Annotated in this window: 11 protein-coding genes; 7 read left to right on the top strand and 4 right to left on the bottom strand. The window is 61.4% G+C overall.

The genetic code is table 11. The annotated features are described in order from the left end of the window. The first annotated feature begins 53 nt into the window (after positions 1 to 53). From FHS49_RS06830 to FHS49_RS06810, 5 genes are all read left to right on the top strand, one after another. Positions 54 to 311, top strand: coding sequence for a hypothetical protein (locus FHS49_RS06830; RefSeq protein ID WP_184016664.1), 258 nt, complete (start codon positions 54 to 56; stop codon positions 309 to 311). 377 nt (positions 312 to 688) lie between these two features. Then, positions 689 to 3,178, top strand: a complete 2,490-nt coding sequence (locus FHS49_RS06825) for a TonB-dependent receptor domain-containing protein (RefSeq protein WP_184016662.1) — start codon at positions 689 to 691, stop codon at positions 3,176 to 3,178. A gap of 81 nt (positions 3,179 to 3,259) precedes the next feature. Next, positions 3,260 to 5,107 carry a methyl-accepting chemotaxis protein gene (locus FHS49_RS06820; protein ID WP_184017382.1) on the top strand — a complete coding sequence of 616 codons (1,848 nt, stop codon included), beginning with the start codon at positions 3,260 to 3,262 and terminating at the stop codon, positions 5,105 to 5,107. Between the two features lie 86 nt (positions 5,108 to 5,193). Next, on the top strand, positions 5,194 to 6,234 hold the full coding sequence (locus FHS49_RS06815; RefSeq protein ID WP_184016660.1) for a DUF2332 domain-containing protein: 1,041 nt from the start codon (positions 5,194 to 5,196) through the stop codon (positions 6,232 to 6,234). A gap of 93 nt (positions 6,235 to 6,327) precedes the next feature. Further along, complete coding sequence (locus FHS49_RS06810; protein ID WP_184016658.1) at positions 6,328 to 8,334, top strand: S9 family peptidase; 2,007 nt, start codon at positions 6,328 to 6,330, stop codon at positions 8,332 to 8,334. Here FHS49_RS06810 and FHS49_RS06805 read toward each other — a convergent pair. Genes FHS49_RS06805 through FHS49_RS06790 form a run of 4 tightly spaced genes read right to left on the bottom strand, consistent with a single transcriptional unit; the run spans position 8,331 to position 12,497 of the window. Next, entirely contained in the window at positions 8,331 to 8,981 is a 651-nt protein-coding gene (locus tag FHS49_RS06805; protein WP_343052914.1) for a 2-dehydro-3-deoxy-6-phosphogalactonate aldolase, read from the bottom strand. The genes FHS49_RS06810 and FHS49_RS06805 overlap by 4 nt on opposite strands. Continuing rightward, complete coding sequence (locus FHS49_RS06800; RefSeq protein WP_184016654.1) at positions 8,978 to 9,847, bottom strand: 2-dehydro-3-deoxygalactonokinase; 870 nt, start codon at positions 9,845 to 9,847, stop codon at positions 8,978 to 8,980. The genes FHS49_RS06805 and FHS49_RS06800 overlap by 4 nt, the downstream gene beginning before the upstream one ends. Next, complete coding sequence (locus FHS49_RS06795; RefSeq protein ID WP_221240413.1) at positions 9,844 to 10,701, bottom strand: SMP-30/gluconolactonase/LRE family protein; 858 nt, start codon at positions 10,699 to 10,701, stop codon at positions 9,844 to 9,846. The genes FHS49_RS06800 and FHS49_RS06795 overlap by 4 nt, the downstream gene beginning before the upstream one ends. Beyond that, a complete protein-coding gene (locus tag FHS49_RS06790) occupies positions 10,701 to 12,497 on the bottom strand; it encodes an IlvD/Edd family dehydratase (RefSeq protein ID WP_184016650.1) in 1,797 nt (598 codons plus the stop codon). Before FHS49_RS06790 ends, FHS49_RS06795 begins: the two co-directional genes overlap by 1 nt. A gap of 132 nt (positions 12,498 to 12,629) precedes the next feature. Here FHS49_RS06790 and FHS49_RS06785 point away from each other — a divergent pair, with 132 nt between their 5' ends. Together FHS49_RS06785 and FHS49_RS06780 are read left to right on the top strand one after the other, a co-directional pair. After that, positions 12,630 to 13,949, top strand: a complete 1,320-nt coding sequence (locus tag FHS49_RS06785) for a sugar MFS transporter (protein ID WP_184016648.1) — start codon at positions 12,630 to 12,632, stop codon at positions 13,947 to 13,949. Positions 13,950 to 13,983: 34 nt separating this feature from the next. After that, positions 13,984 to 14,916: a Gfo/Idh/MocA family protein gene (locus tag FHS49_RS06780; RefSeq protein WP_184016646.1), complete on the top strand. Its 933-nt coding sequence runs from the start codon at positions 13,984 to 13,986 to the stop codon at positions 14,914 to 14,916. Positions 14,917 to 15,007 lie beyond the last annotated feature (91 nt).

Genomic DNA, 15,007 nt, shown 5'->3' with positions numbered 1-15,007 from the left:
GGGCCGCCGCCTTGCTTGATCGCCGGGGCGAATGCGGTCGATCAAGGGCGAGTATGGCGAAGAAGCACTATCTCACCGCCACCCTGCCGGATGGCTATGTGAAGACGATCGGTCCCACCGCGGCGGATTATACGCATTATTGGCGCATCGTCGCGCGGCTGGATAATGGCAAGACAGAGGTATTCTGGGGCCACACCAAATCGCTTCCCGAAGCCAAGAAGAAGCGCAACGCCGCGGTCGATGCGTCCCGGAACCGCGGCTGGATATCTCATGAATTCGACATCGTGGCATTGGTGAAGACCGCCGGATAGCCGGGCCAATAGTCGCAAGCGCCGTGCGCGACACCTGATGGCAGTTGCCTGAAACGGGGCTATGCGGATCGCCCAAACACCTGTCTCGTAGCGGGCTTCGCATCCTCATCTGCAAAATAATGGGCGCGATACACCGCCCACTCCCAAACCACTCTATATTACTCCTGAGCCATTAGACGTAATCAATCAGGGGGAGTGAGTAATATGGATGTCGCGTACGGATAGATTTTCCGAATAAGCCCTAAGCGGCGCTCGTAAATTCACGAAATTTTCATATTTTTCGCAATTGCGCGAGGCATTTTGCTTTGTGCAGTCGGTATTATTTGATGGTGTTCGAATATCAACGATATTGATCATTATCCAAGTGGATGGATATAATGAAGAAATTCAATTTGCTCTTTACTGTTGCATCATTTGCACTTGTTTCGCCTGCGATGGCCGAAATGTCTCCCGAGGCGATGGGCGAAGCCATGGGTGAAGCCAGCGCTGACGCGGCGTCTTCCAAGGAAGTGTTTTCGACGGGCGTGGCCAAGGGCCGCGATCGCCTGGATAGCGCAATTTCCACCAGCTCGCTCAAGGAATCCGAGATCGAGAAACTGGGCGCGCGTTCCCTGGCCGAAGTGTTCCGGAACATTCCGGGCATTCGCGCGGAAAGCGGGAATGGTGAAGGCAATAACAGCTATTCCATCCGCGGCCTGCCGCTCGCATCCTCCGGTGCCAAATATCTTCAGTTTCAGGAAGATGGCCTGCCGGTGCTTGAATTCGGCGACATGACCGTGTCGGCCGATACCCTTATGCGCTACGATCTCAATCTGGCGCAGGTGGAAGCCATTCGCGGCGGATCGGCATCCACGTTTGCATCCAACTCGCCCGGCGGCGTGATCAACCTGATTTCCAAGACCGGCGAAGTCGAAGGCGGGGCCATCCAGGCCAGTACCGGGGTGGATTATGATGAAAAACGCCTCGATTTCGATTATGGCGGCAGGATCAACAGCACGATGCGCTTTCACGTCGGCGGTTTCTACCGGACGGGGGAAGGCCCGCGCGAGACTGGTTATGAGGCGTATAAGGGTGGTCAGCTCAAGCTGAACATAACCAAGGAGTTCGACACCGGATATATTCGCCTGACCGGCAAATGGCTGGATGACCACGCGCCCGCCTATGTGCCCGTTCCGATGCACGCGACCGGCACAAACAGCAATCCGAAATACGAGAGCCTGCCGAATTTCGACATCAGCAGCGGAACATTCTATTCTCCTTATGTCGCCAATTTCGTCACGCTGGATGGCAATAACAATCTGGCCCAGAAAAACCTTCGCGACGGGATGCACCCGATCGTAAAGTCTATCGGCCTTGAATCGCAATTCGATGTGGCCGGCTGGACGATCACCGAGAAGTTCCGTTACGCTGACATCTCCGGCGAAATCATGCAGTTTCAGCCGGTGCAGATCGGTGCGGCCTCGTCCCTTGCCGCGGCTTTCGGCGGCGCTGGTGCGACGCTGAGCTATGCAACCGGCCCCAATGCCGGCCAGGCGATCACCAATCCCGCAGGACTGAACGGCAACGGCCTGTTGGCAATGGCGTTGTTGCAGAACACCAAGCTGAACGCGCTGGACAATATGACGAACGATCTTCGCGCCACCCGCCAGTGGGATTTGGGCGCTGGCACGCTGACGACCACGGCTGGCTATTACAAATCGAAACAGTCGCTGAACACCGAATGGCTTTACATCCTGGCGGTCTCGGATGTGCGCGGTGACGGCACGTCCGCACTGGTCGATATCACGAATGCCGGGGGCGTATTGCAGACTCAGGACGGCGTGCTGAACTATGCGCCCGCGCGCCGCAAATATGATGTCGATTTCGACGTTAGCGCGCCTTATGCCTCGCTCAACTACCATATCGGCAAGATCGCCGTCGGCGGCAGCATCCGTTATGATTTCGGCAAGGCGCAGGGCGCGCTCTACGGTTCGGAGCTTGGTGGCGGCCGCGTGGGCATCACCTCCTATGATATGAACAATGACGGTGTCATTTCGATCGCTGAAACCCAAGTTGGGGTCATCCCGCTCAGCCGTCCGGCACCGGTCAATTTCGAATATGAGTATCTGAGCTATTCGGCGGGCGTCAATTATCGCATCGCCGAACCATTGGCTGCGTTCGCCCGCTATAGCCGCGGTGGCCGCGGCGCTGCCGATCGGGTGCTCTTCACGCAAATCGTGAGCCCCACCGATGGCAAGCTCGTTGATTCCAGAGCTGGCCGTGACACCATCAAACAGGCCGAATTCGGTCTGAAATTCCGCAAGTCGGAAGTAACGCTCAACCTGACCGGCTTCTGGGCCGAGACGAGCGAGATCAATCAGCAGACGGTGGCCGATCCCAACGGGGTTCTCTCGCTCCACATCATCGCGCGTACCTATAGCGCCAAGGGTCTGGAATTCGAGGGTGGCATTCGTCGCGGGCCGTTCAGCCTGACCGCCGGGGCGACCTACACCGATGCCAAGATATTGGCCGATCCGCTCAACACCGCGGTCGTGGGCAATACACCGCGTCATCAGGCCAATTTCATCTTCCAGGCAACGCCGCAGGTGGAGTTGGATATGTTCACGGTCGGTGCGAATTTCGTGGGTACGACCAGCAGCTACACGCAGGATACAAACCAGCTCAAGCTGCCTGGCTACACGGTTGTGAACGCCTTCCTTCAATTCCGTCCGGCTGAACGGATCGAATTGTCGCTGAACGCCAACAATCTGTTCAGTGCGCAGGGCTTTACCGAAATCTCGCAGCCGGCGCTCCCCGCCAGCGGCATGGTATCGGGACGTGCGATCAATGGCAGGACCATTTCCACGTCGCTGCGTCTCTCCTTCTGAGTTGGCGATGGGCAGCCGGGATGTCTCCGCATCCCGGCTGCCCGGACCCGCCCCTGGGACATTCAACCGAGAGTTGTGAATATGCTTAAGTCGATGAAAATCCCGAGAAAGCTCGGGCTATCGTTCCTGATGATCTGCGCATCCGCCGCCGCGATGATGATGGTGTTCTTCACCAACATCTCGATGATCGGGACATCGACGGAGCAGAATAATCTCAGTCAGTCCATCCATGCCAAGGCATTGACCCTGGAGACCGCGCTCTTGCGGCAAAACAGCCAGTTGCGCGGCTTTCTCGTGACGGCCGACACCTCGTATCTCAAATCCTATGATGAAGCGCGGGATGAATATGACCGCACCTCCGCTGAACTGGAAACGATGCTGACCGATCCAGCGCAAAATCAGGCTGTTTTGAAATCGCGCGAGGAAACTTTGTCGTGGCGCGAGAAATGGGGTGACCGTCTGATCGCACAGGTCAAATCCGGTCAGCGCGATGCGGCGCAGGCCGACACGCGAGCGGCCGGCAAGGCCGTGCTGGTGAGCAACGCCGTGCTGCCGCTGCGCACCATCCGTGATGCGCAAAGCGCGCTGATCGAAAAGAATTCGGCGCTTCAGGAAGGCGCGATCGGCACCGCGATCAGCGCGTTGACGATCGGCGGCATCGCCCTGATCGGCATCGCCATCACGCTCGCCGTGCTGCTGACCGGCCTGATCGCGCGTCCCATCACGGCGCTTACCAAGACGATGGCGAGCCTGGCCGCGGGCAAGAACGATATCGAAATCCCCGCCGTGGACCGCGGCGACGAATTGGGTGACATGGCCCGCGCCGTGCTGATCTTCCGCGACTCAGCCATCGCCAAGCAGGCAGCGGATGAAACCAATGCCAAGGCCGAAGTGACGCAGAAGCTGGTCGTCGAAACGGTCTCGGCGCATCTGTCCGAACTCGCCAACGGCAATCTTACCGCAGAGATCACCCGCGATTTCCCGGGCGATTATGAAGCGGTGAAGATCAATTTCAACAATGCTGTAGTGGCATTGCGCGGCCTGATCGCATCGGTGATGGAATCGACCGCGGCGATCCGCACCGGCTCCGACGAGATCGCCCAAGCCTCGGAAGATCTGTCCCGCCGCACTGAATCGAACGCCGCCAGCCTGGAAGAAACATCCGCAGCCGTTACGCAGATGGACGGTCGCCTGAAGGCCACCGTGGATGCCGCGCATCGCACCGTCGATCGGGCCGATGGCACGATGACGGCCGTGAATGACGGCCGGGTCACTGCCGATCAGGCGGTGCAGGCGATGACCCGCGTCGCCGATAGCGCCAAGGGTATCGACAGCGTGATCGAAGGGCTCGACAAGATCGCGTTCCAGACGCGCGTTCTGGCCATGAATGCCGCGGTGGAAGCCGGACGCGCCGGCGCTGCGGGGCGCGGCTTCGCCGTGGTCGCGGATCTGGTCTCGGCTCTGGCGATGCGCGCCGAAGAAGAAGCGGGCCGTGCGCGAGATCAATTGACGGCCACGCAGACCGATATCGTCACCGCTGTGGAGGCTGTGCAGAAGGTGGATGGCGCGCTGGCCGATATCACCGCCGGCGTGGGCGAGGTGCACCAGTTGCTCGGCAATATGGCGAATGACAATCAGGCGCAGTCGACCGCGATCACCGAGATCAGTTGCGCGATCAGCAGCATGGATCAGTCGACCCAGCAAAATGCGGCCATGGTCGAGCAGACATCGGCGGCAGCCCGCAATTTGGCCAATGAAGTCACGGCGCTGTCCGATCAGGCGCGTCAGTTCAATGTCGGCCACACCCAGAGCGCCGTGGCGCGGACGGCGTCTCGCTTTGCCGCAGCCACCAAACCATTGCCGCCGGCTGCGGTGTCTGCCCTCGTGCGCGGGCGTTCCGAGACCACTGAAGATTGGCAATCCTTCTAGCCGATCGCGGCAACCGTGCTGCACCGCTCCTCGCAAGACAAGATCGCTACTCCATCCGGCCGTGGCCATCGGCAAGGGTATCCAGAATGAATGAGATCGCGGATTGCGGGGGACGCGGTGAGCTTCGGCGACAGGCGCGGGTCGCGCTTGGTCTCGGCTCCCCATTCGTCGCCGCATTACTGGAGGCGGGGGAACGTCAAATCGACCATGCGCCGCTGACGGCGCGAATGATCGCATCCTGGCCGCACGATCCATCGGCATCCGCCCTCGCGATGCGCTTCAACGCAGCGCTTCATGCGCTGGCCCGGCGGGACTCGCTGCCGGCGCTCACCGCGCTATATCGGGGGGAGCATCAGGATTTCGATGGCGCGATTGCTGCGGCATTGGCGAGCGAAGACGATTTCATTGCGCAGTGGATGCTCGACACACCGCAGACAAATGAAGTCGGCCGCGCCGCCGCGATCGGCGCAGCGCTGATGGTGGTCCGGCAGGAAACGGATTTGCCATGTGCGCTTCTGGAACTCGGCTCCAGTTGCGGACTCAATCTTAATCTGGCGCGCTATGCCTATGATCTTGGGGGCATTGCTGCCGGTGCCGCGCAATCCCCGGTCCGCATCGCGCCCGCCTGGCGCGGCGCAGCGCCGGTTCATGCGCCGATCGAGATTGTGGCAGCGCGGGGCATAGATCTGAACCCCCTGGATGCTGGCAATGAAGCTACGCGTGAGCGCTTGCTCGCCTATATATGGGCGGATCAGCCCGGCCGCGCCGCGCGGCTCGAACAGGCGCTGGCGCTGGCCAGGCTGCATCCCCCGCAGGTGGACGAAGGCCATGCCGCCCCCTGGCTTGCCGCCCAACTGGAAACGCCGCAGCCGGCCGGCCTGTGCCGCGTGGTGTTTCATTCGATGGTGCTGCAATATCTGAGCGCGCAGGAGCGCGAGTCCATATCGGACACCGTCCAGCGGGCAGGCCGCCATGCCACGGCACAGCGCCCTTTTGCCTGGATCAGATTCGAATGGACCCCGATGCGCAGTGAGGTGCAACTCTCGCTGACCTGCTGGCCGGGCGGCGAGAAAAGGCTCCTCGCCACCTGCCATGCTTATGGCGATTGGATCGATTGGCGGCGTTGATTGCCTGGTTCAAAGGCCTGTGGGGAATTGGACAATTGACTAGCCCTGAAAGGGGAAACATCCTGGGCACCGGATGTCGGCCGGGGAGTTTAGATGAAATTTATCGTTGCGGGCCTGGCCCTTGTCATGCTGCCGAATGCGCTCGCGGCACAGGTGACGCCCGTGGTGTTGGAGGATTTCAACCGGATCGCCGATGTGGCGGGTCCGGCCTTTTCGCCTGATGGCACCCGGATCGCCTATAGCGTGTCGCTGAAAGACGCGAAGCGCGATGCCGAAAAGAGCGATCTTTGGACGGTTCCCTGGCAAGGCGGCACGCCGGTCCAGATCACCAAAACCCCCGAGGCATCCGAGTGGAATCCGCGCTACAGCCCGGACGGCACAGCGATCTTCTTCCTGAGCGATGCTGCGTCCAAAACGAAAATCGGCACTGATGCCGCAAAGGCGCAGGCCGAAGACGAAACCCAATTATGGTCGATGCCGGCCAAGGGCGGTGTCGGCCGTCAGATTACCCGTCTGCCCGGCGGGATCAGCGAATTTTCTCTGTCACCCGATGGGAAGCGCGCCGTCGTTCTCGCCGAAACCGGCGGCAGTGTGGGCAGCAAGGCCAAGACCCCACCGCCGATCGAGACCGAGCGCTTCTTCTTCAAACAGGATGGCCGCGGGTATCTGGATGATCGCACCCAGCAGCTCTTCGTCATCGATCTCGCTACGGGCCAGGCCAGCCAGATCACGCACGGAGCGCGCGATCACTGGCATCCCGCCTGGTCGCCCGATGGCAGCGCGATCGCCTATGTCGCCAAGGATCAGGGCGCTGATGACAGGACGCTCAATTACGATATCTATATCGTCTCGCCCGATGGCGGAGTGCCGCGCAGGATCAGCACATCACCCAATGCCGAAAGCGATCCGGACTGGGGTTCGGGTCCGGCCTGGTCGCCGGATTCGCGCAAGCTCGTCTGGCTGGAGGGAGATGCGGATAAATGGATTTATTATGGTTCGGCCCAGCTCATCGTTGGCGATGTGACGACCGGTGCGATCACGCGGCCCGCCCGGATCGATCGCTGGTTTTATCAGCCGCGCTGGACGCCCGATGGCAGACTGATCGCGCTGATCGAGCAGGATCGCGACACCTGGCTGGCCCGCATTGATCCCGCGGACGGCGCGATCACCTATCTCACCCAGGGCAAGCGCTTCGGGTCCGATTATGCAATTGCGCCGAATGGGGCCATCGCGTTGCTAGAGACCGACAATAGCAAGCCGGCGGAGCTTTACGCGCTGGAGGGCCATCGCGAGCTGACGCATCACAATAACTGGCTGGCGGGTCGCGCGCTGGGCGAGGTGCGCGACATTTCATTCCACAGCGGGAATGCGGAAATTCACGGATTTCTGACGCTGCCGCCGGATTACGATCCGGCGAAGCGTTATCCACTGATCGCGGATCTGCACGGTGGACCGGTCTATCAGCATAGCCATGAATTCGATCTTGATGCCCGGCTCTATGCGGCGGCGGGCTATGTGGTGCTCAAGGTCAATCCGCGCGGGTCATCGGGCCGGGGCATGGATTTTTCGCGCGCGATCTATGCCGATTGGGGCCATCTCGACGTCAAGGATATCAGCGCTGGGATTACAAAGGCGATCGATATGGGCGTCGCTGATCCCGATCGGATCGGCGTGGGCGGCTGGAGCTATGGCGGCATCCTGACCGATTACATGATCGCCAGCGACCCGCGGATCAAGGCGGCGGTGTCCGGCGCGGGCGTTGCCAACGTGCTCGCGACCTTTGGCGTGGACATGTATGCGCGCGAATATCTGCTGGAACTGGGCGCGCCGTGGGACAATTTCGAGACTTACCGGAAGCTGGGCTATCCCTTCTTTCACCCCGAACGCATCACCGCGCCGACCTTGTTTCAATGCGCCGATGCCGACGATAATGTCCCGTGCGCAGGCGCGCAGCAAATGTATCTCGCGCTGAAGACACGCGGAGTACCAACCCGGCTAATCGTCTATCCCGGCGAAAATCACGGCCTCGTCGTGCCGAGCTATCTGGTTCACCGGATGCGCAGCAACATCGCCTGGTATGATCGCTGGCTGAAGCGTTAGGGCCGATCGACAGTCGGGAGGTGATGAGCGTGCTGGAGGAATGCGGCGATCAGTGCGGAACCGCGCCGCGCCACGTCGGCCGGATCACGACCGGGCGCATAAAGCGATGAGCCGATTCCAAAGCCTGATGCGCCCGCCGCCAGATAATCAGCGATCGTGTCCGCATCGACGCCGCCCACCGGGAGCACTGGGCATTGCGGTGGCAAAACCGCCCGCATGGCCTTGAGCGCGACCGGCCCGGCGACTTCCGCCGGGAACAGCTTCAAGCCGTCCGCGCCGGCCGCGAGGGCGCTGAATGCTTCGGTGGGCGTGAAAAAGGCGGGCAGCGAAAATAGACCCGCCGCCTTGGTTGCTGCGATCACATCGACATTGCAATTGGGCGAGATGATGATGCGGCCCCCGGCCTTCGCGACCCGCGCCACATCATCGACCCGAAGCACAGTGCCGGCCCCGATCAACGCGCGATCCCCCAGATGCGCGCTGATCGCGGCGATGCTCTCGAGCGGATCGGGTGAATTCAATGGAACTTCGATGCAGCGAAATCCGATGTCATAAAGCGCGATGGAGACCGGCACCGCCTCTGCCGGCGTGATGCCGCGCAGGATCGCGACAAGCGGCAATGCGACCAGCACTTCGTTCAACGTCACAAATGTTCTCCGATCATCCATAGCCCGCGCGCGACGGCGCAGTCTCCGTCCACCACAAGCGACTGCGGCGCGCCCGCCAGGTGCAGCGCGAGTTGATAGCGTTCCACTAGGGCCGTATTGCCGATCAGCGTGACGGGCTGCGCGCCAAAGGCCGCGATCTCGCCGCCGATCAACAGACCCGATAAATAGCTTTCGACCGCAGTGCCTTGCATGTCGCCGAGCAAGACGTCGGCGCGCGCGGAAAAGAGCAATGGCACGATCGTGCGCGCATCCAGCGCGCGCCTCGTCCCCCGTTTGAAAGCCTCAGGTTCGAAGTCGGCCGCTGCAACCGCAAGCTGGCCCAGCAGCGAATGCTTGCACAAAAGCGCATAGAGTTCGCCGGTCATCGCGGTGCTGAACCCCATGATCCGGCCATCCTGCATCGTGGCCCATTTGCTGTGCGTACCGGGGAGAACGACCGAACCGTTGCCGACGCCCGCGCCCAGCAACTGCGTTTCCTCGCCCCGCATCACGTCCGCCATGCCGTCGGCATTGCGGGATGACAGCCCCGGCACGAGCCAGGCCCGGCCCAGTGATGTCTCCAATGGCAAAGCGGATGCCGCAAGCTGGCCCGGGTCTGCGGGGCAGGGGAGGTAGGGCGCTTCCTGCCAGCCAACACGCCCGCCGACCATGCCCGCCATCACAATTCGCGTGCCGCCGTCACACCAGTCGCCGATCACCTCCGCAAGGACGCGCGGGAAATCCTCTTTCGCGAGGCCCGCCGCGCCATGCGCGCTGGAGCGGCGGTCTTTCACTGTGCCTTGATCGTCAAAGCGAAAGGCCCGCAAATTGCTGCTGCCCCAATCGACGCCGATCACGCCGCTCATCCGCCGAACGCGCGCGGCATCACACCGGTCACGCCGGGATCGACCTCGAACAATGCGCCTGCGGCGGGTTCATGTTCCTGTCCGTCGGCGGAGGATGTCACGAACATGCGATCGAGCTTCGGCCCCGCAAAGGCGATGCTGGTGATGTTGGAGGCTGGCAGTTCGATCGACCGCAACAGTGCGCCATCCGGGGAAAAGCGGCTGATGCGACCGCCGCCCCAATGGGCCACCCACAAGCAGTTTTCCGAATCGGTGGTCATCCCGTCGGGAAACCCCCAATCATCTTCGAAGCGCAGGAAAACCTTTTTCCCCGACAGCGTGCCATCGGCGGCGAGATCAAAGGCATAGATGCAGCGCGCGCCGCTATCGGTGTGGTACATCAGGCGGCCATCAAGGCTGAAGGCCGGGCCGTTGGTCACCGCATAACCATCATCATGCTGCGACCAGGTCAGATCCGTGTCGAGGCGGTAGAGCGCGCCGCTCTTCTCCTGATCCCGATCGTCTTTCGTCCCAGCCCAGATCCGTCCATGGCCGTCCACCTTGGCATCGTTCAGCCGATTGTGGGGACGATCAGGCTCGGGATCCCCGATCAGCGTCAAGGCCTTGGATTCGAAATCGAAGACATGAAAGCCGCTCTTCATCCCGACAATAAAATCGGTCCTTCCAGCGCGGGGCATGATCCAGCCGATCGGCTCATTGAAGACATGGCTGCCGTAAGCGCCGGTTTTCAGGTCCAGCCAGCGCACCGCATGGCCGATGATATCGACCCAGAATAATCGACCAAGCGCAGGCACCCAGACCGGACCTTCGCCCAGTGCGTCCCGATCGGGTCTGGCGATAGGCTTCACGGGCATCAATGATTATCGCGCGGCAGCCCCATGGTCTGGGCGATCCTTTGATATTTCTCGGCTCCTTCGAGAATGGCGCCGGTATCCATCTGTCCGACCACGGCCCGCTGAATTTCCTGCCACGGCGTCTGCGATGCGGGATAGGCATAGCCGCCCTTGGCAACCAAAGCAGTGCGGCGTGCGGCCAGCTCTTCGGTGGAAATCAACACATCGACCGTGGCCTTGTTGAGATCGATACGAACCCGGTCCCCTGTGTTGAGCAACGCCAGTCCCCCCATGGCGGCCGCTTCCGGCGACGCATTGAGAATGGAGGGGGATCCGCTGGTGCCCGATTGACGCCCGTCGCCGATGCACGGCAGCGCATGAATGCCTTCGGTGATCAGATAGGATGGCGGCCGCATATTGACGACTTCGGCCGCGCCCGGATAACCGATCGGCCCGGCACCGCGCATGAACATCAGCGTTTCCGGCGTGATGCCGAATGCGGGATCATCGATCCGCGCGTGATAATCCTCCGGCCCGTCGAACACGATCGCCGGCCCTTCGAAGGCCTCGGGATCGTCTGGATTGCTCAGATAACGCTCGCGAAATTCGGGGCCGATGACGCTCGTTTTCATGATTGCGGCATCGAACAGATTGCCCGACAAAACGAGGAAGCCGGCGTCGGCAAGCAGGGGGGTATCGAAGGGACGGATGACCTTCTCGTCCTCGATGGCGACACCCCGGCAATTGTCGCCGATCGTGCGGCCATTGGCGTTCATCGCGCTTTCGCGGATGAGCCCTTGTGTCATAAGCTGGTTGACCACGGCGGGGACGCCGCCGGCGCGGTAATAATCCTCACCCAGATATTCGCCCGCCGGCTGCATATTGACCAGCAGGGGGACGTGATGGCCTTCGGTTTCCCAATCCTTCAGCGGCAGTTCCACCCCGATATGCCGCGCGATGGCACACAGGTGGATCGGCGCATTGGTGGAGCCGCCGATGGCGGAATTGACCACGATGGCGTTGTGAAACGCATCCTTGGTCAGGATATCGGAAGGCTTCATGTCTTCAGCGACCATCTCGACGATCCGTCGGCCGGTGCGATATGCGCATTCCTGACGATCGCGATAGGGTGCCGGGATCGCCGCCGATGCCGGAAGCGACATTCCCAGCGCCTCCGCCAGGCTGTTCATGGTGGTGGCGGTGCCCATGGTGTTGCAATAGCCGGTGGACGGCGCGGATGACGCCACCATGCGGATGAATTCGCTATCGTCGATTTCGCCGGCGGCGAGCAATTGCCGCGCCTTCCAGACGATCGTGCCCGATCCCGTGCGTTCGCCCTTGTGCCAGCCGTTCAGCATCGGGCCGACCGACAAGGCGATCGCGGGTATATTCACCGTCGCCGCTGCCATCAGAGCGGCCGGCGTCGTCTTGTCACATCCGATCGTCAGGACGACGCCATCGAGCGGGTAGCCGTAAAGCACTTCGACAAGGCCAAGATAGGCCAGGTTGCGGTCCAGCCCCGCGGTCGGGCGTTTGCCGGTCTCCTGAATGGGATGCACCGGAAATTCGAGCGCGATTCCGCCGGCTTCGCGAATGCCCTCGCGCAGCCTTTCGGCCAGAACAAGATGGTGCCGGTTGCAGGGCGAAAGATCGCTGCCCGTCTGCGCGATGCCGATGATCGGCCTGCCGGATCGCAATTCATCCAGGCTGAGGCCGAAATTCAGATAGCGCTCCAGATAAAGCGCCGTCATATCGATATTGTCGGCGTTATCGAACCACGCACGTGAACGCAGCTTACCCGTGGCCTTGGCGGACATGATCCTCCCCTTCATTGATCGGGTCGATCGGTCGATCCGATGGCCACGCTGGCCAGTTGACGGCGGTCTATACTCCGACAATAAAGCGGTCAAGTAACGCACGGAGTCGCGTTGTGTTTGGGGAGAGAAAGAATGGCCGGTCCTTCAGGGCAGTCGTCGGTGGTTGGGGGCGGTGATCGGCCGTCGTCGGAATACGCGCCGGCGCTGACGCTCCTCGCCAGCCTGTTCTTCACCTGGGGCTTCATCAGCGTCATCAACAATACGCTGCTTCCGCATCTGCGCAGCGTGTTCGATCTCAGCTACACACAGACCACGCTGATTGAATCCGTGTGGTTCATCGCCTATTTCTTCGCCTCCATTCCCTCTGCCAAGCTCATCGAGCGGGTGGGATATAAGCGCTCGATCGTCGTCGGGCTGCTGATCATGGCAGGAGGATCCGTGCTGATGGCGCCGGCGGCGATGTTGCCGTCCTACGGCGTCGTGCTGACGGCGCTGTTCATTATCGCCAGCGGGATCACGCTGCTGCAGGTCGCCGCAAACCCTTATGTGACGGTGATCGGACCGCCTGAAACCGGCTCCGCGCGCCTCAACCTCGTGCAGGCGTTCAATTCGCTGGGCACCACGCTCGCGCCGCTCTTTGCCGGCTATCTGATTCTGGGCCGTTCGAAGGGCGGGACATCGGCACCCGATGTCGTGCTGACGCAAGCGGAAAAGCTGGCTGACGCGCAATCGGTCGTTTTGCCTTATATGATCGTGGCGGTCGTGCTCGTGATTTTGGCGGTGGTAATCGCGCGCTTTCCCTTGCCCGCAATCGGCCAGTCGTCTCAGCGCGTTTCGCGTGAGGATCGCGCGGGTCTTTCTCTGTGGAAACATCGCAATCTGGTGTTCGGCATTCCCGCGATCTTCATCTATCTCATCGCCGAGATCGGCGTCGCCAATCTATTCATCAGCTTCGTTTCCCAGCCCGATATTGCAGCGGTCACGCACGAAGAAGCGTCGCGTTATCTGGCCATGCTATGGGGCGGCATGATGATCGGCCGTTTTGCAGGCAGCTTTCTGATGCGCCGCATCTCACCAGAAAATGTTCTGGCCGGATTCAGCATCGCGGCGTTTGTCGTGATGATCATCACCACCTTCGCGCATGGCCCGCTTGCCATGTGGTCGCTCATCCTGGTGGGGCTGTGCCATTCGATCATGTTTCCGACGATCTTCTCGCTCGGCATCCGCGGCCTCGGTCCGCTCACCGAGGAAGGCTCGGGCTTGCTGATCATGGCGATCGCGGGCGGCGCGCTCGTCGTCGTCCAGGGCTGGCTGGCCGATCGATATGGCCTGCAATGGTCCTTCCTGCTGACGGCGGCGTGCGAGCTTTACGTTCTTTTCTACGCTTTATGGGGCGCCAGGGTGACCCATCCGCTGCCTGAATTAAAGCCGATCGCGGCTGAACATGGGTAAGCGGACCCGCCGCACATTATGGAAATGAGAAGCTATGAGTGAGGCTCCAATCCGGATCGCATTGGTCGGCATGGGCAAGATCGCGCGCGATCAGCATCTGCCCGCGATCGCGGGCAATCCGCAGCTTGTGCTGGCCGCCACGATGAGCCCGCACAGCCCCGGAGTGGATGGTGTTGCGGCGTTCAAATCGATGGAAGCGCTGCTCGCGGCGGGCGATACATTCGATGCCGTGGCGCTGTGTTCGCCGCCCCAGGTGCGTTACGGGCTTGCCGCGGCAGCCCTGGCGGCGGGCAAGCATGTGTTCCTGGAAAAGCCGCCGGGCGCGACTTTGAGCGAAGTGGCGGTGCTGAAGGAAAAGGCGGAGGCCGCGGGCGTCACGCTTTTCGCAAGCTGGCATTCGCGCTACGCCGCCGGGGTCGAGCCCGCGCGCGCCTGGCTGGCCGACAAACGCATAGACCGCGCGCATATCATCTGGCGTGAGGATGTGCGGGTTTGGCACCCGGGGCAGGCCTGGATCTGGGAAGCCGGTGGCCTGGGCGTGTTCGATCCCGGCATCAACGCGCTTTCGATCGTCACCCGCATATTGCCACGGCGCATCATGCTTGAGGCCGCAACCTTGTCGTTTCCCGCCAATCGCGAAGCGCCGATCGCTGCCGATCTGAAACTGCGCGATACCGATGGCGCGCCGGTGACATTCGATCTGGATTGGCGGCAGACCGGGCCGCAGAGCTGGGACATCGCAGTCGAGACGAACGCCGGAACCCTCACGCTCTCGCAAGGCGGCGCGGTGCTCGAAGTCGATGGCCATATTCATCGCGATGAAGACCGGGAATATGCCGGGCTCTATCAGCAGTTTGAAGCGCTCATTCGTGCCGGTGTGAGCGATGCGGATGTGACTCCGCTGGAGTTGGTAAGCGATGTCTTCCTGACCGGACGCCGACATACGGTAGAAACTTTCGAAGACTGAAAGCGCACCCGACGCAGGTCTTTGGTCCCCGCACGGCATTTTTTGAACGCGCACAGCCGCGAATCCTGTCTCTTTAGTCCTACTATTTTTG

This window comes from Sphingobium boeckii (genome assembly GCF_014199215.1).
Classification (GTDB): Bacteria; Pseudomonadota; Alphaproteobacteria; order Sphingomonadales; family Sphingomonadaceae; genus Sphingobium_A; species Sphingobium_A boeckii.
The sequence above is the reverse complement of the archived record's forward strand: the minus strand, read 5'-3'. Positions and strand labels throughout refer to the sequence as shown.